Here is a 22,266-nt window from a genome sequence, read left to right as displayed (position 1 = left end):
GCATCTCCGTCATCGACACCACAACCAACCAACAGATCGACGCCAATCCCAGCATCTTCTCCAAAACCATCCGAGTCGGCTCACGGCCATCGGGCTTGGCCATCAGCCCCGATGGCGGAGCCATCTACGTCACGAATCAGTACAGCAACAGCCTGTCAATAATCAATGCCTCAACGCTTTCTGCCGTTGCGTCGATTTCTGTGGGCATGCGTCCCTCGAGCATCGCCATCAGCTCCGACGGAATGACCCTTTACATCGCGAACGCCAATGACCGCATTACCGTGGTCGACACTGTGACCAGGCGAGTGGAAACTGTAGCAGCGAGTTCTTTGACTGGGTCGAGGGTACCCACACTCGCTTTGAGCCCTGATGGCAACGTTCTCTACCTTGGCGACGAGGTCCGAGATGCGGTGCACCGCATCGCTGTTGTTCGCGGCAACACCGCTCCGACGATCGAAGAGGGACCAAGCCTCGGAGAACCTGACAATGCGACCGGTGCTATCACCGGTTCTTTGCACGTGACTGATCACGACGGCGATGCGCTAAGTTACGTTGTTGTCGGCCAACCCAAGCACGGTGCTGTCACGATAGACACGACCGGGACATTCACATACACACCGAAGCCCGACGCTCGTCAGAGTTCACCATCAACAGTCGACGTCAATAGCACCGCCGATTCGTTCACCATCAGAATCAGCGACGCTCATACCAGTACTACGGTCACGGTGACGGTGCCCGTCATCACCGCTGGACAAGTCCTGTCCACTCCTTACCTGCCGTTCGACATGGTGGTGACCGCCACTCCGCAAAAGGTGTTCGCTCACTACGTGCCTTGGATGCCGATTTCCATTGACAACCTGCCATCCGAAACCGACTATTACACAGTCCATCTGATGAATCCTGACGGAGAGAACGGGATTCATGCCCGCTACGGTGGTTACATGCGGAACAGACCAATGCCGCGCGACCCCATCAGCGGTACGGATTGGCGCTACCAGGATGCGCTTACCGACGTCAATCAGGCCAGAAGCGTTGGTATTGATGGATTCACCGTCGATATTACCAACACAACCCTGCAGGACCAGGCCGTCCGAAATTTGTTGCGCGCAGCAGAGGCAACGCCGGGCTTCAGCATACAACCGCAAGCCGACCTGGCCTCCGACACCATCGCAGGTATGACACCCACGCAGTTCGCGGCAGCGTTCGCGCCGTACTTAGCCGCGGACGGCGCATTTCGTCTGTCTGATGGCCGCGTTGTGTTGAGCGCGTTCTACGCCGAACGCAAGTCCACTGCCTGGTGGGACGATGCACTGGGCGCGCTTCGGAAAACTTATGAGCTCGACGTTGCATTCGTGCCCACCTTCCTGCATGCGCATCTCTATATGACCGCGTTCGCTCCGATCAGCTATGGGTTCGGAAACTGGGGCGGCCGGAACCCATCGACTGTGGACCCTGACAACCCGGGTTTCGGTGCGCAGGTCGGTCTGGTGCGAGATGCCCACGCGCTCGGCAAGATCTTCATGCAGCCCGTTGCCTTTCAGGACAACAGACCCCGATCAGGCTTGTTCGAAGAGCCGTTCAACTCGCAAACTAACGCCAACGGATGGGAAATCGCTGTCAATGAGGGCGCGGAGTGGGTGCAGTTGGTGACGTGGAACGACTACGCCGAGGGCACAGCAATGGCACCCTCGGTTCAGCATGGCTGGAAGATGTTGGACATGCAGGCATTCAACATTGCGCAGTTCAAATACGGCAGCGATCCGACGCTGGTCCGCGATGCGCTCTACGTCTCGCACCGATCACAATTGGCCGACTCAGTACCGTCGTACGACACCAGTTTTCCCATGCAAACCGTTCCTGGCAGCCCGGCGGCGGTAGACAATGTCGAGGTGGTGGTGTTTACGACCGCACCAGCGACGGTGCGGGCAACCATAGGTGGCATCACCTCCACATGCGCCGTGGGCGCGGGCCGGAGCGTCTGCAACTTCGACCTACGTCCCGGCGAGGTGATCGTGAGCCTTGAACGCGCCGGTAACGTTCAGGCCCTTGTGCACTCACCTTTCCGTGTTACCGACTCGCCGTACATTCAGAACATGGACTACCACATGGCGGGCGGCCTTCGCTGAAACCGAATTCGTATTGCTGACCTGGCCGCCTACCACGGGTCGCCAAACTGTCGTGTCCGATTACTTGAGCAGGGCTCGGCTCATCACTACGCGCTGAATCTGGTTGGTGCCTTCGTAGATCTGGGTGATCTTGGCGTCGCGCATCATCCGCTCGACCGGGAAGTCGACCGTGTAGCCGGCCCCGCCGAACAGCTGCACCGCATCGGTGGTGACCTCCATGGCCACGTCCGAGGCCAGACACTTCGACGCCGCGGAGATGAAACCGAGGTTGCCCTCACCCCGCTCAGCGCGTGCGGCGGCGCTGTAGACCATCAGCCGGGCGGACTCGACCTTCATCGCCATGTCGGCAAGCATGAACTGCACGGCCTGGTTATCGGCGACCGGCCGGCCGAACTGCTTGCGGTCCTTGGTGTACTCGATAGCCGCGTCCAGCGCCCCCTGGGCGATGCCGACGGCTTGGGCGCCGATGGTCGGGCGGGTGTGGTCCAACGTCGCCAGCGCGGTCTTGAAGCCGGTGCCCGGGTCGCCGATGATCCGGTCGCCGGGGATGCGGCAGTTCTCGAAATACAGCTCGGTGGTCGGTGAGCCCTTGATGCCGAGCTTGCGCTCCTTGGGCCCGATCGCGAAGCCCTCGTCGTCGACGTGCACCATGAACGCCGAGATGCCGTTGGCGCCCTTGTCCGGGTCGCTGACCGCCATCACCGTGTACCACGAAGACTTGCCGCCGTTGGTGATCCAGCACTTGGCACCGTTAAGGATCCAGTCGTCGCCGTCGGCCTTGGCGCGGGTGCGCATGGCCGCGGCGTCGCTGCCGGCCTCCCGCTCGGAGAGCGCGTAGGACGCCATCGCCGCACCGGACGCGATGTCGGGCAACACCTTCTGCTTCAGCTCGTCGGAGCCGCGCAAGATCAGCCCCATAGTGCCCAGCTTGTTGACCGCCGGGATCAGCGAAGCCGACGCGTCGACCCGGGCGACCTCTTCGATCACGATGCACGCCGCGACCGAGTCCGCGCCCTGACCGCCGTACTCCTCGGGTACGTGGACGGCGTTGAAGCCCGACGACACCAGCGCGTCGAGCGCCTCCTGGGGGAAGCGCGAATTCTCATCTACATCGGCGGCGTGCGGCGCGATCTCCTTCTCACACAGCGCGCGGATCGCCTCACGCAGCTCCTGATGCTCCTCAGGCAGCTGGAACAGATCGAACGACGGATTTCCAGCCCAACTAGCCATCTTCTTCTCCTTGCTACTCGCCAGTAACTTTAGCGTGTTCGGGGCCGAGGTTAAATCTCGGGTTCCCAGCCAGGCTCGTCTCCGATCCGGCGGGCTGTCAATGTCACAGCGCCCTCGGGGCGCCTCTACCGAATAAGGGCTCCGATTTCCGGCCTGACCAGGATCGAAGCCAGTGCTATCGTGCCAATGAGTGGCCTACGACAGGCCTGATCTCCACCCACGGGCAGCTGGGTTGTCCCGGAGCGAGAGGTGTAACGGTTGATCGCGGAGACTTCGTTGAATCGTCCGAACGCGCTGCTGTCGCTCGTCGTGTGGTTGTTGCCGCATAGCCGGTTCAAAATCTGGGCTCTGCGGCGTCTGGGGAACGCCATCGGCGACAACGTTGTCATCGCTCCAAATGTGGTGCTCGGCTGCGGACCTTTCGAACTCGACGACGACGTCGTCATGTACAAGCTGAACATCTTTCGCAATCTGGCCGCCGTCAGACTGGGGCCCAAGGCGATGATCGGTTCGATGAACCAGATAACGGCCGCTCCAGGCTACCAACAGTTCAGCAGGTTTGTCGGAATGCTCATTCTCGAGGAACAAGGCGGCATTACGAATCGCCACTATCTGGACTGTTCCGGTCAAGTTGTGCTTCGCAAGTACGCGGCCATCGGCGGAGTCAAGAGCATCTTTCAGAGCCACGAGATAGACCTGTCGGACGATAAGACGACCGTTGGTCGGGTGATCTTGGGCGAGCGCTCCATCAGCACGACTTCAGTGATCATGCTCAAGGATTCGTACCTGCCTGCGCGTTCGGTACTTGCGGCCGGTTCGCTGATGGGCAAGCAACGCGAAGGTGCCGAACTACCCGAATCCATGCTTTACGCGGGTGTTCCGGCCAAACCGATCGCACCGGTGGATGACTTCGCGTGGTGGCATCGCGACTCCCATGTGACGCCGGTGACATCGTTCGACGACAGCGTGTTCCGTCGAACGTAAGTCGCCACGCCGCAGCGGTCAGACGTACACCGTCTCCGGCGTGCTGGTCTCCTTCGCTTGGTTGACAACGATCCCGAGCACCGGGGTGTCCAAGACATCCATGGAGGCCCTCAGCCGTGCCAACGCGTCCAGATGAGTGTGACCGGGGCGCACAACGAGGAGTGCGGCATCGGCTACCTCCGCAACCATCTGGGCCTCCGCGGTTTCGGCAAACGCCGGAGCGTCCAACACGACGAGATCGCACTCCCCCGCGAGGCTACCGATGAGATTGCGCAGAGCCCTCTCGGAAAACCCCGCTTCACCCTCGTGGATGCAGAAGTACTTCAGACCAGGAAGCTTTGATTCACCAGAGGTCAATGCAGCACGATGCAGTGGGGGCTCACCAGTCCGATCCGCATCGATCAACGCGACTCGGTGTCCGCGGTCAGCCAGCGCAGCAGCCAGTGCGGCGGCAACCACTGACCGTCCTTCAGAGCCCGAGACACTCGATACCGCGACGCTCGGGACTGTGCCGGTACCCGCCATCCGCCCGAGCACATGGTCGACATTGACGGATAATCGCCGCGCTGATTCTGCGAACGCAGTCACGTCCTGATAAGTCTCCAGCACCGAGCGAGACTCGAGGGCGCGGGCAGGAGGCAAAGTTCCCACGACGGGTGCTCCGGTAGCCTCCTCGATCTGCTTGCGGGACCGGACCCTCGTGTCGAAGCGCTCCAAGAACCACACGAATGCGCCCGACAGAACCAGCGCGAGAATTGTGGCCAGAGTGACAAGCAGCCACAGGGGCTGGCCTCCGCGAAGTGCGTTCTCGGCAGTCGCCGGCTTCACGACGACGACCAGCGGAGGCACGTCAGGATCGTTTTCGAGGTTCTCGACGCGCGCGATGTACTGCCCGAACACGTCGCCGTAGGCGTTGGCGATATTCGCTGCCCGTTGCGCGTCGCTGTCAGTCAACGAGATCGTTACCAAAACGGTGTCCTGCACGATCTCAGCATCGACGCGTTTGGAGAGCTCGGAAGGCTGCTCTGGCAACCCGAGCCGGTCGATCACCAGTGTCGCCACCTCTTCGCTCGTAATCATCGACACGTACGTCTGCGCGCGCTGGCGGGAGAACAAGTCACCCTGGTAGGCGCTCGCCGAGCTCTTGACATCGGGAGCTCTCAGGAAGATCTCTGCAGAAGCGGTGTACTCCTCGCGCTGTGTCGCGTTGATAAGGCTCACCGCGACGATGGCCGCCACGACCGTGATCATGAGTACCGGCCAACGACGCCGCACTACCAGCCATCCACGCTTCAACAGTTCCATGCCCGCCCCGTCCTCTTGAGATCCTTTGTCGAGTAATCAATTCCAGGCCTGCTCCGGTACGACTTGGGCCCAGTCATCTCTGTGATTCCAAAGTGCTGACCGCTTCCGGATTCAGGATCAGAATCTTGCCCAGGTAGTCCGCGTCCGCCAAACCCAGCAGATACTCACCCTCGTCGATGTCCTCGGCCGCTGTCGCAGGTGGACACAAAAGAGCGCAGGACCCAGCGCGGTTGGCCAGGTCGATCGCATCGGTCGATTCGAGAACCGCCGGGCCCTGCAACAACACGTAGTCAAACCTACGACCCAATTGCGTCACTACTTCGGTGATCGCATGACTGGTGAAAGCAGCTGTCACGTTTTTCGGCGGCTTTCCCGGCCCGACCAATGCGTGCCGATGAGGCCCCAAAGGGATGAGAGCGTCATCGATAGCGACCTCTTCGGAGAGCAATTCGCCCAAGCCAGGGCCGTCGATCCCGAAGGGGTGCATCGTGTAGTCGGCAGCCACCAGTACCGTGCTGGCACCCGACTCTGCCAGCGCCCGACTCAACTGCAGTGCTGCGGTGAACGCCAGCTCGGACGACCGCGGCGCTGTCAGTAACACCGCACCCGCGGGCTTCTCGTCGAGAGCAGCCAACAGCGCGATGCGGAGGAATCGCGTGTCGCCGCTGATGTCCCGAACCTCGCCATCATCGTTGATCTCGTTCATGGTGATCACACCGAGCAGGTTCTCACCAGTTGCGGGGGGCAGCACGTCACGGCGACGGGTACGGAAGGCTGCCAGGGTCATACCAATCACCAGTCCGACTGCCAGCCCCGCGCCGACATTCACCAAGACCCGTGGCGACGTCGGACCGCTTGGTGCAACAGCCGGCCTGACGATGATCGGCTGCACCGGAGAGGCGCTGTTGAACGTCGGCTTCTCGACTTCTTTGATGACCGTTATCAGCTGCTCGGCCACCGCATTGGCGATCGTCGCAGCGCCACCGGCAGACTCGTATCCGGCTTCGATGTTGATCATGACCGTGTCAGGGACGGGCCTGGTGGAGATGTGCTCGCCAAGCTGCGCCGGCGTCATCTCCAGTCCCAACCGTTCGACTACCGGCGCCAGCACTACTGGCGTCTCGACGAGGCGCTGATAGGTGGGGATCCGCATCTGGCTGTACTCGTCGCCGTACGACGTCGGCCTCGGCCCCGTAGCACTTGGCATCGCGGTCGAGTCGTTCCAATTCGGGGTAGCGATGAACACGGTCGCGATGGCCTTGTATGTCACCGGCGCCATCAGGTTGGCAGCCCCTGCCAGCACTCCACCGATCAAACAGCAAGTCGCCACCATCAGCCAGTTCACGCTCACGAGGTGGAAGAGGTCGCGCAGTTCACGCATCAGTTACCTCCAGGGGATTCGATGGAAGCAATACTTATCTTGTTGAGGGCCTCGGCGATCTTGTCGGCGTAGTAGGTCGTTCCTGCCCCGTTGAGGTGCACCTTGTCGGCGAACAGCAGCGGTTCCAGATCGATTCCTGTCCACCAGCCTTCGGTCACCGGGTCGATCGTCGCCGCACCAATCCTTGTCGCGATCTCGTCGATTGCATTGGCTAGCGGCGGATAGTTCGCGGGTACTGCAGCGGACGCGAATTGTGGTTTCACAACGACGATCTGGGCATCGGGCCAGGCCGCACGTACCTCGGTGAGATATCGGTCGATCTCGGGGACGACAGCCGCCGGGTCGAGTGCCAGATCGTTGCGACCCGCGTCGACCAGGACTATGTCCGGTGTGTAGCTGGCTTTGTCGGCAGGCAAGCGCTCGATCAGACTCGGCCTTTTCCGACCACTTTCGGTCACGTTCGAGACGTATCCCGAACCGCCGACAGCGTCGATGCGGACATTCCAGCCCATCTCGTCGGCAACCTGCTCTGGATAGACGACGACGGTGGGGTCGCCTGTTCCACCCACATATGAATCACCTACGACGAGAAGCGTGGGCCGATGATCGAACTGCTCGCTGGGCGGCGTTGGTGCGAGCAGGGTTTCGGCCAGCGCGGGACGTGCGGTCGCATCGTCGTTGTGGCCCGGAGCAACACGCGCCAGACCAAAGATCAGGAGAGCGACTACGGCCGAAACGAGCAACACCACGGTCAAGACTTGGCCAGATTTCTTCATTTCAGTCTCCCGGGGCATTCCATTCTCCAGGCTGTGTCAGACATGGCTCACCACCTCCTCCGCAGCAGCTCTGGACGCGGGCCTGCGTCCTGGCTGCAGCGGGAAGGGCTTCGGCACCGTGGTCTTCGAGTTGGTCCGGCGAGTCACGAACAAGGTGCACAGGATGGTGAAGAACAGATATGGTGCCGCCTGCAGCAACGAACCGCGCAGCAGGATCAGCATGTAGAAGGGGAGAATGCAGCCCAAAATTGTCGGCATACTGTAGAGCGCGAGTTCACGGTCCAGATTGGTGTCCCACCGGTGCAGCGCGACCCCAAGGGTGAACATTCCGAGCACCAAGACGAGCCAACCGCCGTTCATGAAGAATTCAATCCACAGCGGCGCGGACAAGTTCGTGAATCCATAGCCACGGCTGTTCGCGATGACAATCCCGGTGTCGTAGGCCTTACCAGGCCATATCGCACGCGGAATCCAGAACAGGACGACGCCCAAAGCCTGATTGCCGAAGTCAATGCCATCGCGCATCGCGACCAGATACCCATTGATGATCTGTGCGAACGAATCATAGTCGGGGGTTTGTAGCGATTCGATCGGGTCGGAAAGATCGACATTGGCTTGGGAGGAATACCGGAAGGCATCGGCTTGCGGAAATATGACCAGTAGCGCCAACAAAAAACCATATGCACTGAAGCGGAATCGGTTTCGCGTGGCGAACATACCAAGAGCTGCCGCAACAGCCAGGACTGCCGTTCCGGACAGATACCGTGCATTGGACACGGGGTTCAAGCTGTTGGCCAACAGCACGCCAACGACGACTACGAGTATCAGGTTGAGATTCAGCCGAGCACGCGATTCAGGTCGTCCGCGGTCCGCGGCGATTCGCGCCTCGCGCCGGTACCGGATCAATCCCACCCAAGCGACGATCAGGCTCATGAACACAGCAGACCGGAAAACCACGCCGATGTTGGGCGTCGGGAAGTTCGCGGCGAGCAGTTGGAACGACTCGTCGCGGCTCTTGACGAATTGGAAGGGGCCGACAAGTGACAGGTAATAGATGTTCAGCACGACAGTGCCGATGGTGAGCATCATGAGCCGCGAGTAGTGGACGGTTTGTTTGAATCCGTCGAAGTCCTTCCGGGTGGAGCGTGCGCGCCGGTTGTTGAGGATGTGGTCGACCCCCACCCCACACAGGAACGCAAGGATTCCGACCAGCACAATGGCTGACGCCCACGCGGTGATGGTGGTATCGGTGCGGGGAACTGTTACCGGCCAGGGGCCACGCAGCAACTGCGCGAGCGGTGCCAGTCCGAGAAACGCATACGTGAAAGACCAGAAGATCATCTCGAAAAGGCGCCGTTCGCCTGTTCCCATGATCCAGCTGAACCGTGCAACCGACACCACGATTATCAGCACCGGGCCCACCCACAAGTTATCTGTGGGAAGCGCCGTTACTTGAAAGATGTACACCGGTACCAGAATGGCCATCACGACGAATGTCCACGCCGCGATCACCCCCGGTGTTGCCGAGCGGACGACTGCTCGCCGCAACTTCGCCACCGAGGCAAGATGAGGCTTCTGGCCGGGCAGCGTCATACGAACCTGACTCAGGAGCCCCGCCCCTGTTGCCGGTTGCGGGGCACTCGAAGGCTGCAGCGAGTGGGCGGCGATCGCCCGTTGCGGTTCGAGGTTGCCCAACGCTCCGTCGACTTCGGCCAAGAGCGCAGGCTCGACGCCTTCGGCAAAAACCTTGGCATCGTCAGGCTCGTTTATCGTCGAACCCGCAGCGATATCGACCGATTCTGCTCGCGGCCGTGGTTGCCACGGCATGAACCAAGCGAACGCCACAGCCGTCACCAGGATCGACGACACGGCGAGCCCGATCGCCACGCCCACAGCGTTGCCGAACAGCACGGCCGCCGAGGTAGATCCGATGATCAGAGCTCCGGACAGGGCTGCTTTCAGCGCCAGGGTTTCAGAACTTCGATTAAACGTGCGCAGGAAGATCGCCAGTGATACCGCGAAACCGGCTGCGACATACTCGAGCACGATGAAAGGAAGGACCTGAGTGGCCAACACCCACGAATCGCCGAGAAGGTAGAACCCTATCGCGTCCGGCAACAGCTGCACGACGAATCCACCTGTCGCCGTGACAAAACCAGTTACTACGGCGAGCCTGAACAGCGAGTTCCACACCTGCCGCGGCTGTGACGACAACCTGGTGCTCTCGGAGATCACGACGACCTGAATTGCGTTGCCGAACATGCCGATGGGCGCCATGATCGCGGTAGCGCCGCGCAGAGCTGCGGCCACCGCCGGCGAGGTCAAGAGTCCAACCGCGGCAAGGACGACGAAGACCGAAACTTGCTCGAGACCGGCGTCCACGCCGTAGCGCAGCCGGTGTTGCCACCCAGCTTGAATCCAGGACACCCATCCCGACAGTCGTGGATGTACACGGACCGCGGCCAGTAGACCGACCATCGCGACCCCGGCCAGCGCCGCCCATCCCCCGAGAAGCAGCGTCACTGTCGCGAATTGCGAACCGATCCAGGACAAAACCAACAGCAAGATGGTTCCGACGCACCACAGGCCATCCCAGACTGCGGCGATGTGCGGCCGCCCCTCGGCGATCACGACATAACGCAGCACATCCTGGGCGAGTACGAATGGCACGGCGAGCGCCAGACAGACAGCACCGGGGCCGACCAGTGGAAGCCCGACACCGAGCAGGATGGCTGCCAGCAGTGGACCGACGATCAGCGTGGATGTCAACGCGAAGGAACCTTCGCGCCGGATCTGTTCCACGGTTTGGTTGGACTTCAACAACAACGGCGTCCCGAGTGCCCCGCGAGTACAACCGAGGGCCGCGACGAGAGCGGTCATCAGGATCGAGATCTGACCGAAAAGTTGCGGGGTGGACACCACCGCGACCGCGAAGACGATAAGCCCGTTGCTGGCGCTCGAGAAGACCTGATCGAGTCCGCCGGCCAAGGCCCGAAAGCGCGACATCCCCACTCCCGAGGCCATCAGCCCTGGCCCTGCGCATCTGCCCAGATCTCGGTAAATGCCCCGACCGAATTGTCAAGACCATTGTTCGAGTAGAGCTCGAATGTGGCGAAATTGCCCTGCCACTGCGAGATTCGAGCGTCTCTGACGACGTGACGCTTACCGTCCGGCAGAGCTATGGTCGCCGCGTCGCCGTTGATCGCTATGGATGTGCTGTAGATGGTGCGCCCGTCCTGGGCAAGTGGTTCGTCGAAGAATCCAGCCGCGATCGGCTGGAGTTCGTCGCCGTCCGCCTTCTTCAGGCTGAGATTCCAGTTGATCGCAGTGGCGACGAAATGAATGGGAATCGGCGCCCGGATTGGGGGGAACTCGACTTGAATGTCGCGGGAGACGACCAAGGCTATCGCTCCGTAACCTTCTCTTCCCGGCGTGAACACCCAACTGGCGCCGAGGGACTTCACCGGCGCACCAAGATCCTCACTGCTGAAGTACGCGGCCGCGGCGGACGTTGTCGTGGGCCGGTAGGTGAGTCGCCCGGCACGGATGAAGATATCTGAGTCGGCCAGTTCGGGCGAATGGGTAAGGTGCGCAGACTGACCGGTGTCGAACTGAGTGGGCGGAGTTCCGTCGGCCAAACGACCGAAGTTCAATTCAATGCGTGTTCCCTGCGCGACGAGGCGCGCATCGTCTCGCAAGAATCCCCACCACAACGCCAGTGCGAGCACGCCAGTAAGGGTTACCGCCAGGACGACCCCTGCGGTTCGCGATCCGTTTCGACGCATGTTCACGCTGCCGGTTCCCTCCGCCCCTCCAGCACGTCGTTGTAGATCGACTCCAGCCGTCTGCCCACTGCTGCAATACTGAGTTCATCCGCAACCGCGGAGCGTCCCCTTCCACCCATCTCGCGCGCCGCTTTCGGATCGTTGAGCAGGTCGGTGATGGCCGCGGCCAACGAGCTGACGGAACCATCGACGACGGTTCCGCACCTGTGCCTACTGACGAACGGCGCGAGACCGCCGTCCGCACACATCACCACCGGAAGTTCGAGCGTCAGTGCCTCGAGAATAGTCATGGCAAACGGCTCCCGGACCGCTGGGAGTACGTAGATCGACGCCTGGGACATGCGCTCGAGGGCCCGCTCCGGCGGTGTCGCCGGCTCCCGGACGAGCAGGTCTGGTCCGTATCCGAGGGCGCGCGCACGCTCGATCACCGCGTCCACGGCCCGCTCGCCCCCCTCTGGGGGTCCTACCACGCTGAACTTCGCTTTAACCCCGGAGATGAGCAGCTCGAGTGCCGCCTCGGCGAACACATCGGCCCGTTTGCGCTCGTGTAGGCGCGCGAAGAACAGGACCTCGGGAAATTGCCCCATCTCGTCGCGACTGTTGCCGCGCTCGTAATCCAGTGGCACTCCGTTCGGCAACTGACGCACCTTCAAGCCCGATCCCCCGACGGCCCGTAGATCACGAACCTCGCGCTCGGTCAACGCAAGCACGCAATCTGCATTCGCAAGCAAATCGGTGGTCCACACTCGGTCCACGACGCCGGCAAGCGGATGGCTCATGGGCGTCACCATGCCGTGCGGCTGCAACACCATCGGCATGCCGAGCCGGCGCAGCGTCCGAGCGGCCGGGATGGTGACCAGGTCTCGGGCGAAGTGGACGTGCGCGATGTCGAAATCCACGCCGTTGTCGATGATCCACCTCCGCATTCGCGGCGCGCAGGTGCCTGCGTATCCGAAACCGGGAATTCTGCTCGCCGGGAACGGCACCACGGGGACGTCACCGATCTCAACGGGCAATTCGCGGTAGCCCGAGGCGCCGGCGGCGACGACGACTTCATGTCCGAACGACCGAAGAATCTGCGCTTGGTTGAGGGCCACGCGCAGCGGACCCCCGTAGGCACCGTCTGGCGAAATCAACGTCACCACGTGAAGCACCCTCATCGTCGCCGCGCGATCAGCGATGTGCACCAGCGCTCGTAGGACCTGATGGCGAAGCCGGCGTCGAGTGTTTCCCTCGCGTACGTGCGCCCCGAAGCGCCGAGGCGTTGGGCGATTTCTTCATCCGAGCCGATGGTTTGCACCGTCGACAGCAGCGCTTCGGGATCGCCCGGCGGCACGAGGATTCCGCCACCCGACAACTGAATCTCGCACGCGGTGGCGCTGCCGGGGTCAGTTGCGGCAACCACCGGCCGTCCACTCACGAAGTAGGACGTCAGTTTGCTCGGCACCGCCATTTCGCCGACTCCGGGCTTCTCGTTGACGAGCAACACATCAGCCGCTGCGAGCACTCCGCGGAACTCATCCTCCGGCAACGGTTCGAGGATCTCCAAACCGGGGACCCCACGCGCGCGCTGTTCGAGCAATGCCCGCTGGTTGCCGTCCCCAATCAGGACGAACCTCACTCGACGACCGGGGTGCTCGCGGCGTGCCTGGAACACGGCTGCGTCGACGACGTTCTCGAGTCCCTGTTTGACGCCCATGTTGCCGGTGTGGATCGCCAGGATCTCGTCAGGCGTCCAGTTGTGCGCAGCGCGGACTTCTGCAACAGGGACTTCGTCGTTCGGGGGGGCGATGTGCGTCCAATTGCGGATGACGGTGACTTTGTCTTGGCGCACGCCAAGTTTGGCAATGCTGTCGACGAACTTGGCGTGGATTACCGCCACCCCGTCGGCGCCGTTGAGAACCGCGCCTTCGAACTGCGCCACCGCGCGCGCCGGCCAACCGCTCATCGCCCCGGTTTCGACCACCCCGCTGCTGTACAGATCTTGAACAATCACCCCGCATGGCAGCTTGGCCAGCCGCGCCCTGGCGACCACGGCACCGGCCGACATCAAGGTGGGACTTACCGCGACGACCAGGTCGGGACGGTGCCACGAAGCGCGGACCGCGGCCTGCGCGAAACTCGCCTCGAGGAGCACACGCCCGCGCGGACTGGGCCGGGCCGGCACGCGACACCTCACGCGTCGCACCTGCACTCCGTTGATGGACGAGGTGGTCCCGTAGGCGTTCTCATACCCGGGTGCGATTCGCCATTCCGGGTAGTGTGGCGGTGCGGTGACGACGTTGACCTCGTGACCGCTGTGAGCCATGCCCTCGGCGAACCCGGTCGTGTAGGGCGCGATTCCGGTCAATTCGGGCGCGTAGTTTATACCGACGACGGTGATTCTCATGAGCGATCCGATTCTGGTATCGCCAGGACCACACCGCCCGGAGCGACATCGCGGGTGATCAACGCCGAGGCGCCGATGGTGGCGCCGTCGCTGATCGTGACACCGCGCAACACGGTGGCCCGTGCAGCCACCCACACCGAGTCGCCGATGACGATCGGGCCGTTGTCGAATTCGAACGTCGGACTGCGACGGTGATGGCTGCCGGTGCACAGCATCGCCGATTGCGAGATGCAGGTGTTGCTGCCGATCGTGACGTTCTCGAGATTCAATATCCACGCGTCTTCACCGACCCAGCAGTTGTCCCCTATGACCAACTTCCAGGGCCAGTGAACTTTGACGTCAGATCGCATCCGTGTACCTACACCGATATTTGCCCCGAAGAGCCTGAGAATCACTATACGAAGTTTGCTGGGACACCACCACTTCATCACCACAAGTCGCGATGTCGCCAGCCAGAGAACCTGTATGGCGAGCGGCCTGCCCTTGTCGTACCCGCGACCGGTGAACTTGTCGAGACGGAATTGGTTACCCTTCGCAGCGCGGTCCGGACGGCCTGCGAATTCTGTCATCAGTTACGCCCTCCATCAGCTCGACGATGCACAGGACGATCCCGCAGGCTCGCCGGCGAAACGGTCCGCGATCCAAGACCACACATCTTCGTCCGGCTGCACATCACCGTGCCCGGCACCGGAAATCTCACGATGTTCAACGCTTCCCCCCAAATCACAGCTACGGGCCACCGCCCCCGCCACCCACTGCGGAAAAATTGCTTGGTCTTGCAGACCATTGACGACGAGCAACGGCACCGATAAGGGACGCTGCGGCAGAGCAATCCGACGTAGGGCGTCGGCGAGTGTGGCGGCGTCGGAAGGTGTGGTCGGCCCGACGTCACCCGCCGTGACCACGGTCGCCCGATCCACGGGTGCACTGGGTTGACAGCCGATGAGCACATCCAGCAGGTCTCGTACCGGTCCTCGCACATAGTTGTCCAGCACGACCGAGGAGTCATAGCGCGCGAGCCCAGCGATCACCATGGGGGCGATCATGAGCTGTTCGTCTGTCAGTTCGTGCCGCTCCGCGAGCTCGGAGAACCCGACGATGTTGGCGGCCGGCGCGAGAGCAACCGCCCCGACCAGGTCGAGTCCATTGCCGTACCAGTCGTCGAGTTCTGCGGCCGCCCAGGCTGTCTGGCCGCCTTGCGAGATTCCGTAAGCCAGCCATCGAGTCGACACCGTCGGCGCGAGATGGCGAAGGGCGCGCACGGAGTCGATGAGGTTGAACGCCGCGGTCCGGGGCTCCAAGAATGGATGGACACCATTGGGCCCGAGCCCTTCGTAATCGGTGATCGCCACCGCGAAGCCCTGGTCGACCATGCCAGCTACCAGGGGCGCATACCCGCGCAGCGCGGAGTCGGTCGAAAGCCCGCAGTTATTCAGGGCCCCGGTGGTGCCGTGTCCTAGCGCAATCACCGGCCAGCCACCGTCGGGCGGGACTCCGGCGGGGACGAAGAACACACCCGTCACATCGACTTCTCGGCCCGTGACCGCGGACACTGACCGATACGTCGCGCGGAATGCCTCGGCGCGGATGCCCGACAGTGCTGGGGCGACTACCGGGAAAGCCGACTGCGTCACGGTCTCCCCCCGCTGTTGCCATGTCGCCGGACCAATTGGTGCCGGGTCTACGGTGATCGGCGGGAGGTCGGCGGTCGCGCGGTATTGCGGCGCGTCTGGAGCGCAGCTAGTCAGCAGGACCACTGCTGCCATCAGCGGCACTGTCCAGACCGGTTGTCGGCGGCGCCTCCCCGGCGCCGCGGCGAAGCTAGACACGCAGAGTCGACCGGTGCGAACGGAACCAGTCGACGGTCTCACGGATGCCGTCGCGCAACGAGATCGAGGCTTGCCAACCGGTACTGCGCAGCAGGCTGACGTCGAGTAACTTGCGTGGTGTGCCATCGGGCTTGCTGGTGTCCCACTGGGTCTCACCGGTGTAACCGACGGCATCCGCGACCATCTCGGCGATCTCACGGATGGTGTGGTCTTCGCCGGTCCCGACGTTGACTTGCTGCGGTCCGTCGTAATGTTCGACCAGATGCAGGCAAGCAGAAGCCATGTCGTCGACGTGGAGGAATTCCCGCCTCGGCGCGCCGCTGCCCCAGTTGGTAACGACGGAAGAATGGTCGGCGACCGCTTCGTCGTAGCGGCGGATAAGTGCTGGGAGTACATGCGAGGCGGTCAACGAGAAGTTGTCTTCAGGACCGTACAGATTGGTGGGCATCGCCGAGATCCAGGCCAGACCGTATTGTCGGCGGACCGCTTGTACCTGAACAATGCCTGCGATCTTCGCGATTGCGTACGCATCGTTGGTGGGTTCCAGGGGACCGGTCAGGAGCGAGGCCTCGACGATGGGTTGGTCGGCAAACTTCGGATAGATGCACGATGACCCGAGGAACAGCAATCGAGGCACCTCGACCTCTAAAGCTGCGTCGAGCGTGTTCACCTGGATTCGCAGGTTCTGCGATAAAAAATCGACGGGCTCAGAGTTGTTCGCGCCGATTCCGCCGACTTTTGCAGCTGCCAAGAACACCACCTGCGGGCGAACTTGTCGAAAGAACGCGTGGGTGGCTGCCCGGTCGGTGAGGTCTAGTTCGCTCCGACTTCTCAGCACGAGGTTGGTAAACCGTTCGGTCTCCAGCTTGCGCCGAATTGCGGAGCCGACCATGCCACGGTGACCTGCGATGAACACAGGTACCGAACGGTCCACAGGCTCCGGATGATAGGCCACGGGCATCAGATGCTCACCGCCACGAGATCACAGCGGGCTGGTCGATCCACGGCCTGCCTTGGCATTCCAGTTGTGCGATGTCGGCCTCTACCATGATCCGCGCCAATTCGGGCGTGCGCACACTCGGCTTCCAGCCCAGGAGGCGCTCAGCCCTGGAGGCGTCGCCGACGAGAGCGTCGACCTCGGTGGGCCGCAGATAGCGTTCATCGAAGAGGACGTGCTTCTCCCAGTCGAGTCCGGCATGTTCGAAAGCAGCTTCCAAGAACTCGCGGACGGTGTAGCGGTCACCCGTAGCCAAGACGTAATCGGTGGGCTCGTCGGCTTGCAGCATCCGCCACATGCCCTCCACGTACTCGGGGGCGTAGCCCCAATCGCGAACGGCGTCAAGGTTGCCCAAATAGAGGTGTTGATCCAGACCCGCTTTGATCCGCGCAGCCGCACGGGTTATTTTTCGTGTCACGAAGGTTTCGCCGCGCCTGGGTGATTCATGGTTGAACAAGATGCCGTTCACCGCGAACATGCCGTAGGCCTCGCGGTAGTTGCGTGTCATCCAGTACGAGTACACCTTCGCCGCACCGTAAGGAGACCGCGGGTAGAAGGGAGTGTCCTCGTTCTGGGGCGGCGGTGTGGCACCGAACATCTCAGAACTCGAGGCTTGGTAGAAACGGCAGTTTACTCGTCCGATTCGCACCGCTTCGAGTAGTCGGACACTACCGATACCGGTAGTGTCGCCGGTGTGTTCGGGCTCGTCGAAACTGACCCGCACATGTGACTGAGCAGCCAAGTTGTAGACCTCGTCGGGATCGATCCGCGTCAGCAGCGTGACCAGTCGCGCTCCATCGCTGAGATCGCCGTAGTGGAGGAACAGCCGGGCGCGGGGTTCGTGTGGATCTACATACAGGTGATCAATACGCGACGTGTTGAACGTCGATGAGCGCCGGATGAGACCGTGGACCTCGTAGCCCTTGCTCAACAGCAATTCCGCGAGGTACGAACCGTCCTGGCCGGTGATACCAGTTACCAACGCCTTTTTCATTCGAAGTCTCCTCACGGGCCGACCGCCAGGCGACATCCGGGGTTCGGCGCCGGGTTGTACGCCAGCAAAGCCGATTCTAGATCCGGCTGGCCGAGATAGTGGTCAGAATTACGGGTCGCTCAGTAGGCACCTTCATGCCGCAGCACCGCACGTAACGTCTTACCGATGATGACGAGATCACCGGCCATCGACCAGTTCTCAATGTAAGAAAGGTCGAGGCGGACCGACTCGTCCCAGGAGAGGTCAGACCTCCCGTTGACCTGCCACAGTCCGGTGATGCCGGGTTTGACCAGCAGCCGACGACTGACCTTGCCATCGTAGGACTCGACCTCGCGGCGCAGTGGCGGCCGAGGACCGACCACGCTCATGTCCTGCTTGAGGACGTTGACGAACTGGGGCAGCTCGTCGATGCTCAGCCGGCGCAGCAACCGGCCGACTGGCGTCACCCGCGGATCGTCCCGCATCTTGAAGAGCACCCCACCGTCGAACTCATTGCGGGCGAGTAGGTCGACCACTTGACGATCGGCGCCATCCACCATCGTTCGAAACTTCAGCATGGTGAAGGGTTGCCCGTCCTTGCCGATGCGCTCGGCGCAATAGAAGACAGGGCCCCGGCTGGTGAATTTGATCGCCGCCGCCGCGACGAGCATGACCGGGGCAGCCGCGATCAGCGCGATCAACGCAAAGGTGAAGTCGAAAGCACGCTTGGCGAACCTGGCGGCACCGTGGTACTGAGGTTTTTCCACGTGGATCAGCGGGAAGTTGGCTACCGGTCTCATCACCAACCGGGCCTCGGTGACGTCCATGACCCCGGGCGAAACCACCAGATCCACGTCGAGCTCGTCCAGGGTCCATGTGAGATCGCGGATCCCCTGGACCCCGAAGTGTTCAGTGCCGGTGATTGCCAGCGTGTCGACGCCACCTCGAGCCACGGTCGCTACGGCGGCATGCTCGTTGCCGATGATCGGCACCTGACGCCCGTTGATCGCGACGGTTTCACCACACGGATCGCCATATCCGGGGATACCGATGCCGACAATCCGATAGCCGTGCACGGGGTTCCTGGTCAGTTCGGAGGCCAGGATCGAGACCTCGGCGCGATCACCGATCGCGACCACCGTCGTCTGGATATCGCCACGGGCACGGCCGCGCGCCAAAACCCCCCGCCAGAGATGACGAGACACCACCAAGCCGACTGCACCCACCGGCAGTGCCACCGCGAGATAGCCGCGTGCGACCTCGAGACGGAGGAGCAGGGTGACAATCGCGATGACGCCGAAAGTCCAGAACGACGCACTGAGCACGCGTCGGTACTCGTCGATTCCTGTGCCGATCACGCGAAGGGAACGGGTTCGGAATATCGACAGAGCGGACAGCCATACCACGACGAACGCCGCGGAGAACCCGGTCAATTGTTTGCTGGCCTCTACGTCCGACACCGCTGCGTGGCCGAACCTCAGGTACTGCGCAAGCAGCACAGAGAGCACCACCACAGCGGTGTCAGTGATCAGCAGGCGAGTCGCGTACGCACGCTCCCACCGGGGCGAACGACTCACCACCGGACCGGCGGACGTAGATATCAACGACATGCGGAAACCCCCGTTTGACCATGCCAACTGTAATTTGCTAGTTCGGCACTTTCCTGCACCGATCACGAACCAGAATCCCACATGTTCGATCTGATCGCCACCGGAACGAGCAAATATCGCAAATTTGACTTTTAGGCAAAAAGACAGCGATACCAGTGTTTATAGCAGGAGTACCAGGTCTCAGCAAGATACTTAGGTGGGAGGATGGGTTTCCTCTCGCATCGGTGGACACGCCAACCGATCCGCATTGTGTAAGGCTTCCCAATTAACCACGACGTCAAGAGGGTCGACGATTAGATGTCGGTCGGCGGCGAGCAGTCGCGTCCGAAGCCCGTAGCGAACGTCGATTCGCGCAGACTCCCAGCCAGTAGCGCTAGTGGGGAATTCTCAGCGAATGACGCGCAGTAGGGCTGGCGGCCCCGGGTGGGCGGTGCTACACGCTGCCGGCGAGGTAGACGGCACTTCCGGCAAGGAACCCAGCAAGCGCGAAAGCGCTGCCGATCAGCAGGTGAAACCCTGTCACTGTGGCTGCGTTCACCGCCGCCTGCGCCGCGGTGCTCGCGTCCTTCACGCTGGGCGGGTGAGTGATGACCCAGGCTAACGGGGACATTGCGCATACGAAGCCCAACAGGGCCGGCATCGCCGGGTGCAGCCAGGGGTAGGGCGCGCCAAACGCCCCGCCGAGCGCGGTACATGCCGCTGCCGTCGTGACCAGCAGCTGCGCGTTGGTGGGCTGTCGGTGCCAGATAAGGGCCATAACGCACGACCCGATCAGGGCGCCGACCGTCGCCGACAAGACGAATGAGGACGGCGCCGTCACCGGTGTCTCCGATTCGGGTGATAGCGGATCCCGCCGCCGAGTGCGGAACCAGCGAAGACGCCAGAGCCTGCGATCAACGGCAGCACGACCAGATAGAGGATCGTCCACGTGGGGGCGAGCTGCATGATGGATATCGACAGAATTCCGATGCTGCCCACGGCTGCGGCAAGCCCGGAGACCAACGCGCCTAAACCTCGGCCTACCCGCGCCGTCAGCGTTGCGCTGGTGATCGTCGCAACGACTGCCAGCACCAGCGCGTCCGCACCGAGCCGCAGCGGCGGGGGCCACGACAGAGAGCTCACGTACAGGGCCGATCGAGCGACCGCACCGGTCGTGGCGCCTGCGACGAACAATGCTGCCGCGACGGGCGCCCACCTTCTCACCGCAGCCCGCCCGCCACGGCGTACTGCAGGTCTTGGACACTCGGCCTTGTGGTGACCGCTAGCGTCGACTGGGCCCGCGCCACCAATCGATCGTCCCTGGTCATCTCCGCGACAATGTCCCCTGCCTGTAGAGGAACATTGCACACTCCGATGCCTGCGGGGACTTCACAGGTGTATGTCACCGTGCCGACAACCGCCCGCAGCGTCGCCGGTGCCGTTGCGAACGAAACGAATTCCACCTGGTCGCGAGCCGCGGGCGTGCCCGGCACCGGTCTCATCAGGCGCAACTGCAATTGCGTTGGCCGCGCCGCGAACGGCTGCGTCCGATAAGAGACGAACAAGGCGTCGCGCACGATAGCGGGTGGTGCGGCGTACTTGAACAGCGCGATTGAGTAAGCATTCATGTCAAGCGCGCGCCACCCGCTCTTCACCGACGGCGCAATGTGGGTGTTTTCGGAGTAGTCGTTCCACGTGATCAGCTGTGCCCACTCGGCGTTCTCCTGGATGGCGACCTGCCACGCCTGTCGCAGGGTCTGCCCATTGCCGGACTCCTCGAAACGGCCGGCATCAGGTCTGTTGTCCTGGAACGCGACGGGCTGCATCCAGACCTTGCCCAGCGCACGGCTGCGCCTCGCGAGGTCGACTGGGAATCCAGGGCCGGACGGCACGGTTGCGACCGCCACAGGATTTCGACCACCCCAATTGGAGAACCCGTAGCTCACCGGCGCGAAGGCGTCGAGATGACGCGGGGCGTCGAGAAATGTCGGGACGAAAGCGGCGTCGACACCATGGTCGTTACGCAGCACAGTAAGAAGCTGCTGCCAGAATGACACGGATCTGCTCTCAGCATAGAACGCGCCAAGCACGGGGCGGCCGTCGGCCAGCTTGAATGTCGCCGGCGAGCTCAGGTAGGGAGCCAGCTCAGCGGCCAGCCGGGAAGCGGTGAACAACCGAAAGGGCCCGGACATGTCCGCTGTGGGCAAGATCGCGAAACCATCCGCATTCTCGGCCGCGGCGAGCAGCCGGGTGGGGACGTCCGACCAATTGGTGGGCGTAGGTGACCTGGCCACGATGATATCGACGGCGAAGCCGTCGATGCCGACACTCTTGGCCTGCGCGATCTCGGTACGCAGGTCACGGTCTTTCCACGCCGCGTCTTCGATCGGATCGCGCGGCAATGGCCTGTCCCGCAGGTAGCCGCCGTAGGCCCAGTGTGCTCCGCGCTCGCCGGTCCGAGTCAGATACTGCGTGGCGTAGTAGTCAATGTCCGGTGGCTTGTTATCGATTGAAATCGGAAAGTTCGGCATGTAATGCGCGAACACCTTCTTCACCGAAGGCCCGGTCGGCAGGTCGAAGGGCAAATACGGAGTGGCTGTAAGCGACATGGTCTGGACGGCCCGCGGTCCGCCACCGATGCTGAGTGGCGCCAATGCAGGCCAAGCAAATACAAGCAGCGCTGTTCCCGCCGCTATGAGCCGAACGCCGAGGAAGCGATGTCGAGCGGGTCCGATCCGGCGCACCACGATGACTCCCTGACATCAGTACCCCCACAACAATTTTGACAACGTATGATACTTAATAATTAGCCGATCGACTGGTAGCCACTTCGCCGCGAGTCTCGCGCTGCGGTGTTAGCGTAATGGCATCTTCAGCCGATCCTGCGATGCAGGAGGTTCAT

The 22,266-nt window shown here is 62.3% G+C and carries 18 protein-coding genes; 2 read left to right on the top strand and 16 right to left on the bottom strand.

Annotated features, from left to right (window positions below; translation table 11 throughout):
- The coding region (locus tag ACAG25_RS23320) for an endo-1,3-alpha-glucanase family glycosylhydrolase (protein ID WP_370490852.1) at positions 1–2,126 on the top strand (2,126 nt) is incomplete at its 5' end.
- Positions 2,127–2,186: 60 nt separating this feature from the next.
- On the opposite strand, the gene ACAG25_RS23315 is transcribed toward ACAG25_RS23320, so the two are convergent.
- Positions 2,187–3,356, bottom strand: a complete 1,170-nt coding sequence (locus ACAG25_RS23315; protein ID WP_370490851.1) for an acyl-CoA dehydrogenase — start codon at positions 3,354–3,356, stop codon at positions 2,187–2,189.
- A gap of 258 nt (positions 3,357–3,614) precedes the next feature.
- Here ACAG25_RS23315 and ACAG25_RS23310 point away from each other — a divergent pair, with 258 nt between their 5' ends.
- A complete protein-coding gene (locus ACAG25_RS23310) occupies positions 3,615–4,340 on the top strand; it encodes a hypothetical protein (RefSeq protein ID WP_370490850.1) in 726 nt (241 codons plus the stop codon).
- Positions 4,341–4,358: 18 nt separating this feature from the next.
- Here the strand turns inward: ACAG25_RS23310 and ACAG25_RS23305 are convergent, their stop codons facing one another.
- The 15 genes from ACAG25_RS23305 to ACAG25_RS23235 all read right to left on the bottom strand — a co-directional run bounded on the left by ACAG25_RS23305 (position 4,359) and on the right by ACAG25_RS23235 (position 22,111).
- Positions 4,359–5,645 (bottom strand): Wzz/FepE/Etk N-terminal domain-containing protein, encoded by a 1,287-nt coding sequence (locus ACAG25_RS23305; RefSeq protein ID WP_370490849.1) that lies wholly within the window; start codon positions 5,643–5,645, stop codon positions 4,359–4,361.
- Positions 5,646–5,718: 73 nt separating this feature from the next.
- On the bottom strand, positions 5,719–7,026 hold the full coding sequence (locus ACAG25_RS23300; protein ID WP_370490848.1) for a hypothetical protein: 1,308 nt from the start codon (positions 7,024–7,026) through the stop codon (positions 5,719–5,721).
- Complete coding sequence (locus tag ACAG25_RS23295) at positions 7,026–7,802, bottom strand: SGNH/GDSL hydrolase family protein (protein ID WP_370490847.1); 777 nt, start codon at positions 7,800–7,802, stop codon at positions 7,026–7,028. The genes ACAG25_RS23300 and ACAG25_RS23295 overlap by 1 nt, the downstream gene beginning before the upstream one ends.
- A 36-nt stretch (positions 7,803–7,838) precedes the next feature.
- Positions 7,839–10,808 (bottom strand): hypothetical protein, encoded by a 2,970-nt coding sequence (locus ACAG25_RS23290; protein WP_370490846.1) that lies wholly within the window; start codon positions 10,806–10,808, stop codon positions 7,839–7,841.
- A 17-nt stretch (positions 10,809–10,825) separates the two neighbouring features.
- A complete protein-coding gene (locus ACAG25_RS23285; protein ID WP_370490845.1) occupies positions 10,826–11,530 on the bottom strand; it encodes a hypothetical protein in 705 nt (234 codons plus the stop codon).
- A gap of 59 nt (positions 11,531–11,589) precedes the next feature.
- Entirely contained in the window at positions 11,590–12,732 is a 1,143-nt protein-coding gene (locus ACAG25_RS23280; RefSeq protein WP_370490844.1) for a glycosyltransferase, read from the bottom strand.
- An 11-nt stretch (positions 12,733–12,743) separates the two neighbouring features.
- Positions 12,744–13,976, bottom strand: a complete 1,233-nt coding sequence (locus ACAG25_RS23275) for a WcaI family glycosyltransferase (protein ID WP_370490843.1) — start codon at positions 13,974–13,976, stop codon at positions 12,744–12,746.
- On the bottom strand, positions 13,973–14,545 hold the full coding sequence (locus tag ACAG25_RS23270; protein ID WP_370490842.1) for a DapH/DapD/GlmU-related protein: 573 nt from the start codon (positions 14,543–14,545) through the stop codon (positions 13,973–13,975). Before ACAG25_RS23270 ends, ACAG25_RS23275 begins: the two co-directional genes overlap by 4 nt.
- A gap of 15 nt (positions 14,546–14,560) precedes the next feature.
- On the bottom strand, positions 14,561–15,742 hold the full coding sequence (locus ACAG25_RS23265; RefSeq protein ID WP_370490841.1) for a lipase family protein: 1,182 nt from the start codon (positions 15,740–15,742) through the stop codon (positions 14,561–14,563).
- Positions 15,743–15,797: 55 nt separating this feature from the next.
- Positions 15,798–16,766, bottom strand: coding sequence for a GDP-L-fucose synthase family protein (locus ACAG25_RS23260; protein WP_370490840.1), 969 nt, complete (start codon positions 16,764–16,766; stop codon positions 15,798–15,800).
- 7 nt (positions 16,767–16,773) lie between these two features.
- A complete protein-coding gene (gene gmd, locus ACAG25_RS23255; RefSeq protein WP_370490839.1) occupies positions 16,774–17,796 on the bottom strand; it encodes a GDP-mannose 4,6-dehydratase in 1,023 nt (340 codons plus the stop codon).
- Between the two features lie 119 nt (positions 17,797–17,915).
- Positions 17,916–19,385: a sugar transferase gene (locus ACAG25_RS23250; protein ID WP_370490856.1), complete on the bottom strand. Its 1,470-nt coding sequence runs from the start codon at positions 19,383–19,385 to the stop codon at positions 17,916–17,918.
- A gap of 433 nt (positions 19,386–19,818) precedes the next feature.
- Complete coding sequence (locus ACAG25_RS23245; protein WP_370490838.1) at positions 19,819–20,205, bottom strand: hypothetical protein; 387 nt, start codon at positions 20,203–20,205, stop codon at positions 19,819–19,821.
- Positions 20,202–20,507 (bottom strand): hypothetical protein, encoded by a 306-nt coding sequence (locus ACAG25_RS23240; RefSeq protein ID WP_370490837.1) that lies wholly within the window; start codon positions 20,505–20,507, stop codon positions 20,202–20,204. Before ACAG25_RS23240 ends, ACAG25_RS23245 begins: the two co-directional genes overlap by 4 nt.
- A gap of 77 nt (positions 20,508–20,584) precedes the next feature.
- A complete protein-coding gene (locus ACAG25_RS23235; protein ID WP_370490836.1) occupies positions 20,585–22,111 on the bottom strand; it encodes a glycoside hydrolase family 71 protein in 1,527 nt (508 codons plus the stop codon).
- Positions 22,112–22,266 lie beyond the last annotated feature (155 nt).

This window comes from Mycobacterium sp. pV006 (genome assembly GCF_041287115.1).
In the GTDB taxonomy this organism is placed as follows: Bacteria; Actinomycetota; Actinomycetes; order Mycobacteriales; family Mycobacteriaceae; genus Mycobacterium.
The sequence above is the reverse complement of the archived record's forward strand: the minus strand, read 5'-3'. Positions and strand labels throughout refer to the sequence as shown.